The organism is Diaphorobacter ruginosibacter, from assembly GCF_040396215.1.
Taxonomy (GTDB): Bacteria; Pseudomonadota; Gammaproteobacteria; order Burkholderiales; family Burkholderiaceae_C; genus Diaphorobacter_A; species Diaphorobacter_A ruginosibacter_A.
Map to the genome: position 1 here is coordinate 1 of NZ_JBEBOW010000154.1, position 7,863 is coordinate 7,863.

Genomic DNA, 7,863 nt, shown 5'->3' on the forward strand with positions numbered 1-7,863 from the left:
TGATCGCTGGGCTGCTTGTTCTTGCGCGGCACGCGGTCGACCGCGCAGGCGCTGACGCTGGCCCTGAGCGCATCGCTCACCAGGATATGGTCGATGCGCAGCCCGCGGTTCTTCTGGAACCCCAGCATGCGGTAATCCCACCATGAGTAGCTCTTCTCGGGCTGCTCGAACATGCGGAACGTGTCGGTCAGGCCCAGGCCCAGCAGGTTCTGGAAATGCGTGCGCTCTTCCACCGTATGGTGGATGGTGTCCTTCAGGCCCACCGGATCGTACGAGTCGCGGTCTTCGGGGGCGACGTTGAAATCGCCCATGACGATCAGGCGCTCATGCTTTTGCATTTCCGCGCGCACCCAGTTCTCCAGCGCGCCGAGCCACTTCATCTTGTAGGCGAACTTGTCGGTGCCGGGGGCCTGGCCGTTGACGAAGTAGCAGTTGATCACGCGCAGCGGGCCGCTGCCGGTTTCCACCGTACCGGCAATCACGCGCGCCTGCTCGTCGTCGTGGCCGGGGATGTTGCGAACCACCTCGTCCGCCGGCTTGCGCGTGATGAGCGCCACGCCGTTGTAGGTTTTCTGTCCAAAACAGACGCTCTGGTAGCCGGCGGCCTCGAAGGCATCATGCGGAAACTTGTCGTCGGTGAGCTTGAGTTCCTGCAGTCCGATCACGTCCACCGGATTGGCCTCGAGCCAGTCGAGCACCTGCTGAAGGCGTACGGAGAGGGAGTTGACGTTCCAGGTGGCTATGCGCATAGATTGAGCTGTTGTCCGTTGAATGTGGAAGTGAGGCCGACTCGGGCGGCATGGCCCCGGGCGTGCCAATATGCCTTGGGGCCGTCTTTGGCATGGAGCCCTTTCGCGTGGGGGCCTCCTGCATGCGGCGATTGTAGGCAGGACGCCATGTCCTTTGCGGCGGTCAGCCCGTATTGGCGAATTCGCAGAGCACGCCCACCACGCAGGCGATGGCGGCTTGGGGGACAGGCGCTCTTCTGAAGGCGATGGCCATCGGGCGCATGAGGGCGGGGTGCAGCGGGCGGATCGCCACGTCTTGCGAGTGCTCCAGTTCTTCGACTTCCTCGAACGGCAGGATGGCGGCGCTCTGGCTTGCCGCCGCCAGGCTTTTCAGCGCGCCAGGGTAGCTCAGGGCCAGATAGGGGCGCGGGTTGAAGCCGGCCTGTCCGAACCATGTGGAAATCAGTCCGTGCATCTGCGTGGCCGGCGCGAAGGAGGCCCAGCGGCGGTCGGCCAGCCATTCGGGCGTGATGCGGGCCGGCGCGTTCCAGGATGTGGGGACGACGGCCATCATCGGATCGTTGCGCCATGGAATCATCTCGACCTCCGCGGCAACCGGCTGAGGGCTGGCGACAATGGCGACGTCCAGCGTTGCCGCCCTCAGGCGCCTCATCGCATCGGCGGAGCCAACGGCCTCCAGCCTGACCTCGACGCCTGGATTACGCCGCGCCAGCATCTCCAGCATCATCGGCAGAAGGCGGGTGCTGACGCCAGCGGAGACGCCCACGCGGACCAGTCCTTCGCGGCCGCTCGCGCGCCGGCGTACCAGTTCGATCAGATCGTCGCTTGCCGAGAGCAGCTTGCGGCCTTCATGGACCAGCGCTTCGCCGGCGGCGGTGAGTTCAGCCTGCCGCCTGCCGCGCAGCACCAGGACTGCCTGCATGCGCGACTCCAGCTCCTTGATGTGCAGGCTGACGGTGGGCGGCGCGAGGTGAAGCGCCTGCGCCGCAGCCGCGAAGGTGCCCAGGTCGGCAATGGCGATGAGCGTCTGTAGTTGGTCGAGGTTGATATTGCGCATCAGTATTTATGAACTGAATATTCATTTAATTCAACTTTACAGATGGTACAGCAGGCCTGAACATGCGGTTGCATGGAAAACGACACGCCTGTTCCGCAGCCGGAAGAACCTCATATGCATTTGCCTGAAACCGGCGCGGCGGCGCGGCGGCCAGCCCGCGCGCGCAGCGGCTGGAGCAGCCGTTTTCGCTCCTGGATGGAGAGTGCGGGGCAGGCGCTCGAGCGTGCCGAGAAGCGGATCACCGACAACTTCCGGGTGCCTCCCAATGGCGGTTGAGAGGGGCCACGAAACGACAAAGGCTCCTCGCGGGAGCCTTTGCCTGATCTCGCGCCCGCAGGCGCCGGGGGCATTGTCTCGCGGTCAGTCCGCCACGCGCTCGTAGGTCACGAAGCTGAAGGGCAGGCCGTTTGCGCCGGTGTGATCGGTGCGGGCCGTCTCCCGCCACTCGGAACCGAGGTGGGGGGCGTGGACGTCGCCGTCGAAGGAGCGGTGGATTTCAGTGACTTCCACGCGCTGCGCGAGCGGCAGCGCCTGTTCGTAGATCTGCGCGCCGCCCATGATCCAGACGGTGTCGGCGCTCTGGGCGGCGATGGCCAGCGCATCCTCAAGGCTGGTGGCGGGCTTGGCGCCTTCGTCCTGCCACACTTCCTGGCGCGTGACGACGATGTTCACGCGCCCGGGCAACGGGCGAAAGCGCTCGGGCAGCGAGTCCCAGGTCTTGCGGCCCATGATGACCGGGCGGCCCTGGGTGAGCTGCTTGAAGTGGGCCAGGTCTTCGGGCAGATGCCAGGGCATGACGCCACCCTTGCCGATGACGCCGTTGTCGGCGCGCGCGTAGATCAGGTTGATTTGCATGGTGCTTGTCCCTTGGGTACTCATGGCAACAGCTCCCAACATAGTCTCAAACGGCCACGGGCGCCTTGATGGCGGGATGATGTTCGTAGCCGGTCACCTCGAAGTCGTCATATTCGTAAGCAAAAATCGAGTCCGGGCGGCGCCGGATGTGCAGGGTCGGATAGGCAAACGGCGCGCGCGCCAATTGCGTCTGGACCTGCTCGAAGTGGTTGTTGTAGATGTGGCAGTCGCCGCCGGTCCAGACGAAGTCGCCCACTTGCAGGTCGCACTGCTGGGCCAGCATGTGCGTGAGCAGCGCGTAGCTGGCGATGTTGAACGGCACGCCCAGGAAGATGTCGGCGCTGCGCTGGTAGAGCTGGCAACTGAGCTTGCCGTCGGCCACGTAGAACTGGAAGAAGGCATGGCAGGGCATGAGCGCCATCTTCGTGAGATCGGCCACGTTCCATGCGCTCACGATGATGCGGCGGCTGTCCGGGTTGGTCTTGAGCTGGCGGACGACTTCGGCGATCTGGTCGATGTGGCCGCCGTCGGGTGTCGGCCAGCTGCGCCACTGCACGCCGTAGACGGGGCCGAGGTCGCCGTCTTTGCCCGCCCATTCGTCCCAGATGGTGCAGCCGCGCTCCTGGAGCCACTTCACGTTGCTGTCGCCGCGCAGGAACCAGAGCAGCTCGAGAATGATGGATTTGAGATGCACCTTCTTGGTGGTGACCAGCGGAAAGCCTTCCGAGAGATCAAAGCGCATCTGGTGGCCAAACACGCTGCGTGTCCCCGTGCCGGTACGGTCCGTCTTGGCCACACCCGTTTCATGGACGTGGCGCAGGAAATCTTCGTACTGGGATCGCACAGGGCGCGGGGGCATGTTCGGACTCATTGGGGGCCTGGATACGTTGGACTTCACCCTCCCGTCCCGGGGAGCCGGGCACATGAAGGTAGCTTCTAGTGTGCCACGGTCGGGAGTGCCTGGCACGCGGGAGTGGAATGCGCTTTTTTTCGATTGGAAACAATTGCGCAGGATATCTCTCCCGGGGCCGAGGCAATGGCGGGCTCCAGGCGGGACAATGGCGCTTTGTCGTCCGCGCCGGGGCCTGGCCGAACATTCCCCGCGCCTCTTGAAAGGAAAGCATTGTGAAATTGAAGCACGACGATGCCTGCTGGAAACTTGGTTTTTCCCTGTGCGCAGCGGCGGCGCTGGCGTTGGGCCTGGGGGGCTGCGATTCGAAGCAATCACCGGAGTCCGCGAGGGCGCCCGCATCCGCCGCGGCGCCTGATCCCGCCGGGGATGCCATCGGCCCCATTGCTGGTCCTGGTCCCGCTCCCGCAACGGCTTCAGCCGCCGCGCCGGTGCCGCCCGCTGCCGAGCGAGCGCCGGCCTTGTCCGTGAAGGGAAATGAGTTTCGCAGGGTCTACGTGGCCCGGGAGGGCGATGCACAGCTCCAGTCGCTGGAGAGCATGCTGGGAAAGTATCCGCACGATGCGGGCAAGTATCTTGAGAAAGGCGTGCTCGCCGACCGTCTCAAGCGGCTGCTGGACAGCCGCTACGCCATGGTGCTCAAGAACCTGGAGGTCAGCGGGCCGCTGACCAGGGAGGGGGACGTCTGGAGCATTGTCGGCAACCGCAAGCACCAGGGGGGAATCGATGCCGCGGCCATCGTGATCGATCCGGCCCGCAACGGCTTGCGCGTGTGGTCGCTGCGCCGGGGCACGCAGACCTCGTACACCGACCTGCCGGAAGGCGAGATCCCCTGGCCCGAATCGGTCCGCACGATGATCGGGAACGTCTCGTCCGCTCCCGCACGCAAGTAGGTGGCCGCGCTCAGCCGGACACCGGCAGTATGCAACCCGGATTCATGATGCCCTGCGGGTCGAGCGCCGACTTGATCGCCCGCATCATCGACAGCGCGACGGGCGACTGGTATTTCTGCAGCTTGTCCACCTTGAGCGCGCCCACGCCGTGCTCGGCGGAGAACGAGCCGCCGAAGCGGGCGACCGATTCATACACCAGGTGATTGACCCTGCCTTCATGCTCGCGCATGAAGGCATGGGGATCGCCCTCGCTGGGCGCCTGCACGTTGTAATGCAGGTTGCCGTCTCCGAGATGGCCGAAGTTAACGATGCGCACGCCCGGCAGTTCGCGCCGCAGCAGGGCGTCGGTGTATTCGACGTACTCGGGAATGCGCGAGGCCGCGATCGAGATGTCGTGCTTGATGTTCGGGCCTTCCTCGGCCTGGGCCAGTGGGATACTCTCGCGCACGTGCCAGAGTTCATGGGCCTGCGCCAGGCTTTCGGCGACCACGGCGTCCAGCACGCAGCCGTCCTCGAGCGCCAGTTCGAGAAGGCGCTCGAAGCGCTCGCGCGCATGCTGCTCCGATTCACTGTCGGAGTTCTCCAGCAGCACGCAATAGGGCGCGTCTTCCATGCCCGCGAAAGGAATGCGCAATTGGGGCATGTGGCGCGCCACGAAGCCGAGCGCGAACTGTCCCATCACTTCAAAGCCGGTCAGGCCCGCGCCCAACTGCTTGTGCGCCATGCCCAGCAGCCGCACGGCGGCGTTCATCGATGGCACGGCGGCCCAGGCGGTGAGCTGGGCGGCCGGCTTGGGGTAGAGCTTCATCGTCGCGCCGGTGATCACGCCCAGCGTGCCCTCGCTGCCGATGAAAAGATCGCGCAGGTCGTAGCCGGTATTGTCCTTGCGCAGGCCTTTCAGGCCGTCCCAGATTTCGCCCTGCGCGGTCACCACTTCCAGACCCAGGCACAGCTCGCGCGTGTTGCCGTAGCGCACCACTTGCGTGCCGCCCGCGTTGGTGCCGAGGTTGCCGCCGATGGTGCAACTGCCCTCTGCCGCCAGCGAGAGCGGAAACAGCAACCCCTCGCGGTCCGCCGTTTCCTGCAGGCTCTGGAGAATGCAGCCCGCATCCACCGTCATGGTGAGGTTGTCGTGGTCGATGTGCCGTACGGAATTCATGCGCGTGAGGCTGAGCACCAGCTGCGTGCCGCTCTCGTCCGGCGTGGAGCCCACCGACAGTCCGGTGTTGCCGCCCTGCGGGACGATGCTGATGCGCTGTGCCGCGCAGGCGCGCACGACGTCCGCGACTTCCTGCGTGCAGCCCGGGCGCACGACGGCCAGCGCCTTGCCGCGGCTGCGCCGCCGCCAATCCTGCTCCCAGGCTGTCAGGTCGCCGTCGGTCAGCACGTGGTTGGCGCCGACGATCTGGCGCAGGTGGTCTAGAAAGGCTGTATGGGTCATCGGGATACTCGGTGAATGCTGTGGACGATGAGGATGCCGGGCGCGATGAGCGGCGCTCAGGCGCTGGCGGCCCTGGCGGCGCGTGCCGATCGCTGGCGCAGCCGCACGTGCATCGCGCATGCGGTGAATAGCGCCAGGCACAGCGCGATTTCAACCATGGCCAGCCAGTTGCCCGGCGGACGGTCGCTCCATGCGCGAACCACGCCCTCGGTGAAATATATCCACACCATGAGGCTGACCCAGCGGTAGGTGTACATCCGGCGCTTGAGCAATCCAGCCAGGGGAATGCAAAGCGGCAGCGCCTTGAGCGCCAGCCAGGATCCTCCCGGGCGCAGCGGCGCGAGCCACAGCTCCCAGGCCAGGCTCAGGATGATCAGTCCGAGCAGGCTGCCGACGGCCAGCCAGCGCGTGGCCGCCACGTCGCCCTGGACCACCACCTGCGTTCGGGCCGCGAGGGCATGGGCGTTCGGGCCGGAGGCGCGATCTTCTTGTGAGGAAACGGTCATTGCGACTTGGGTCAGTGTTCGGTCGGGTTCGATAAGATGGGCGCCTGCCGCGGCGTTGGCCGCCATCCGCACACCGGGCTCTTCGGATATCGGCATCCATGTCCCGGTGCGGCAGGCGAAGCGCCGCGCCTGGCAAGCCGCATGAATCCAACCCATCCATCATATCCATCATGACCTTGTCCCTTCAGCAACTTGGCTTACGCCTGGAATCCTGGATGGACGGCCTGTCCCGGTTTCCGTGGCGCACGACAGTGCACACGCTGCGCGAGCGCTACGCGGAAGACCGCCTGGGGCTCACGGCGGCGAGCCTGACCTTCACCACGCTGCTGGCGCTGGTGCCGTTCGTTACCGTCGCGCTGGCCGTGTTTTCGGCATTTCCCATCTTCGCGCAGATGCAGACCTTGCTGCAGCGCTGGCTGGTCGAGAGCCTGATTCCCGACACCATCTCGCGCCCGGTGCTCAACTATCTGACGCAGTTCGCGGCCAAGGCCAGCGGGCTGGGGGCCGCGGGGTTCTCGGTCCTGATGCTCACCGCGCTCATGCTGATCCTCACCATCGACCGCACGCTCAACAATATCTGGCGCGTGCAAAAGCTGCGCCCGCTGGGACAGCGCGTGCTGATCTATTGGGCGGCGATCACGCTCGGGCCGCTGGTGCTGGCGATCAGCCTGACGCTCACGGTCTGGGCGGCCTCCACGGCATCGCGCAGCCTCGGCATGGTGCTGCCGCATGCCACCCGTTTCTTTCTGGACTCGATCGAGTTCGCGCTGCTCGCGGGCGGCATGGCGGGGCTGTACCGCTACGTGCCCAACGTGCAGGTGCCATGGCGTTACGCATGGGCCGGAGGCGTCTTCGTCTCGATCGGGATCGAAGTGGCCAAGCGCGTGCTGGGGATGTACCTGGCCTCCGTGCCGACCTATTCCGTCCTGTACGGTACCTTCGCCACCTTGCCGATTCTGCTGCTGTGGATCTACATGGCATGGGTCATCGTGCTGCTGGGCGCGGTGGTGGCCGCGTACCTGCCCAGCCTGATCGCCGGCGTGGCGCGCCGCTCCGACGGCAAGGGCTGGAATTTCCTGCTCGCCGTCGAGCTGCTGCAGCATCTGAAGGCCGTGCAGGAGAGCGGCCGCCACGGGCTCACCGCGACGCAACTGGCGCATGCCATGCAGGTCGATGCGCTGCAGCTGGAGCCGGTGCTGGAAGCCATCACCAGCCTGGACTGGATCGTGCAGGTCAACGAATCCGCGCCCGGAGCACAGGGCAGAGCGGATGCGCGTTACGTGCTGGTGGCGGACCCGGCGCGCACGCCGCTTCAGCCGCTGGTGGACGGACTGCTGATCGGGCGGACGGAGTCGCTCGAGCGCTTCTGGCACAACACGGGCATGGAGGTGATCAAGCTCGCCGACGTGCTGCCGCGCGGGAGTGCGGCGCAGGCGCGGCCTCAGCCCTGAG

At 65.8% G+C, this 7,863-nt stretch carries 9 protein-coding genes; 3 read left to right on the forward strand and 6 right to left on the reverse strand.

The features are described from left to right. Together xth and ABWP92_RS15290 are read right to left on the reverse strand one after the other, a co-directional pair. On the reverse strand, positions 1–749 hold a 749-nt coding region (gene xth, locus ABWP92_RS15285; RefSeq protein WP_353236256.1), incomplete at its 3' end, for an exodeoxyribonuclease III. Between the two features lie 163 nt (positions 750–912). After that, positions 913–1,806 (reverse strand): LysR family transcriptional regulator, encoded by an 894-nt coding sequence (locus ABWP92_RS15290; RefSeq protein WP_353236257.1) that lies wholly within the window; start codon positions 1,804–1,806, stop codon positions 913–915. A 72-nt stretch (positions 1,807–1,878) separates the two neighbouring features. On the opposite strand from ABWP92_RS15290, the gene ABWP92_RS15295 reads away from it, so the two are divergent. Next, complete coding sequence (locus ABWP92_RS15295; RefSeq protein WP_353236258.1) at positions 1,879–2,082, forward strand: hypothetical protein; 204 nt, start codon at positions 1,879–1,881, stop codon at positions 2,080–2,082. An 84-nt stretch (positions 2,083–2,166) separates the two neighbouring features. Here the strand turns inward: ABWP92_RS15295 and ABWP92_RS15300 are convergent, their stop codons facing one another. Together ABWP92_RS15300 and ABWP92_RS15305 are read right to left on the reverse strand one after the other, a co-directional pair. After that, positions 2,167–2,661, reverse strand: a complete 495-nt coding sequence (locus ABWP92_RS15300) for a dihydrofolate reductase (RefSeq protein ID WP_353236259.1) — start codon at positions 2,659–2,661, stop codon at positions 2,167–2,169. Positions 2,662–2,707: 46 nt separating this feature from the next. Continuing rightward, the gene (locus tag ABWP92_RS15305; RefSeq protein ID WP_353236260.1) at positions 2,708–3,520 is read right to left on the reverse strand and encodes a thymidylate synthase; all 813 of its coding nucleotides are present in this window, start codon (positions 3,518–3,520) and stop codon (positions 2,708–2,710) included. 266 nt (positions 3,521–3,786) lie between these two features. Here ABWP92_RS15305 and ABWP92_RS15310 point away from each other — a divergent pair, with 266 nt between their 5' ends. Next, positions 3,787–4,464 carry an Ivy family c-type lysozyme inhibitor gene (locus ABWP92_RS15310; RefSeq protein WP_353236261.1) on the forward strand — a complete coding sequence of 226 codons (678 nt, stop codon included), beginning with the start codon at positions 3,787–3,789 and terminating at the stop codon, positions 4,462–4,464. Positions 4,465–4,474: 10 nt separating this feature from the next. Here ABWP92_RS15310 and ABWP92_RS15315 read toward each other — a convergent pair whose 3' ends face one another. Continuing rightward, positions 4,475–5,905, reverse strand: a complete 1,431-nt coding sequence (locus ABWP92_RS15315; RefSeq protein WP_353236262.1) for an FAD-binding oxidoreductase — start codon at positions 5,903–5,905, stop codon at positions 4,475–4,477. Positions 5,906–5,961: 56 nt separating this feature from the next. Next, positions 5,962–6,411: a DUF2069 domain-containing protein gene (locus ABWP92_RS15320; protein WP_353236263.1), complete on the reverse strand. Its 450-nt coding sequence runs from the start codon at positions 6,409–6,411 to the stop codon at positions 5,962–5,964. Positions 6,412–6,581: 170 nt separating this feature from the next. On the opposite strand from ABWP92_RS15320, the gene ABWP92_RS15325 reads away from it, so the two are divergent. Beyond that, positions 6,582–7,862 (forward strand): YihY family inner membrane protein, encoded by a 1,281-nt coding sequence (locus ABWP92_RS15325; protein ID WP_353236264.1) that lies wholly within the window; start codon positions 6,582–6,584, stop codon positions 7,860–7,862. The last annotated feature ends 1 nt before the right edge of the window (position 7,863 follow it).

Excerpts from the sequence above, each read along its gene's own strand:
- ABWP92_RS15295 (WP_353236258.1), top strand. The coding sequence starts at position 1,879 with ATGGAAAACGACACGCCTGTTCCGCAGCCGGAAGAACCTCATATGCAT.
- ABWP92_RS15305 (WP_353236260.1), bottom strand. The coding sequence starts at position 3,520 with ATGCCCCCGCGCCCTGTGCGATCCCAGTACGAAGATTTCCTGCGCCAC.
- ABWP92_RS15300 (WP_353236259.1), bottom strand. The coding sequence starts at position 2,661 with ATGCAAATCAACCTGATCTACGCGCGCGCCGACAACGGCGTCATCGGC.
- ABWP92_RS15325 (WP_353236264.1), top strand. The coding sequence starts at position 6,582 with ATGACCTTGTCCCTTCAGCAACTTGGCTTACGCCTGGAATCCTGGATG.
- ABWP92_RS15315 (WP_353236262.1), bottom strand. The coding sequence starts at position 5,905 with ATGACCCATACAGCCTTTCTAGACCACCTGCGCCAGATCGTCGGCGCC.
- ABWP92_RS15290 (WP_353236257.1), bottom strand. The coding sequence starts at position 1,806 with ATGCGCAATATCAACCTCGACCAACTACAGACGCTCATCGCCATTGCC.
- ABWP92_RS15320 (WP_353236263.1), bottom strand. The coding sequence starts at position 6,411 with ATGACCGTTTCCTCACAAGAAGATCGCGCCTCCGGCCCGAACGCCCAT.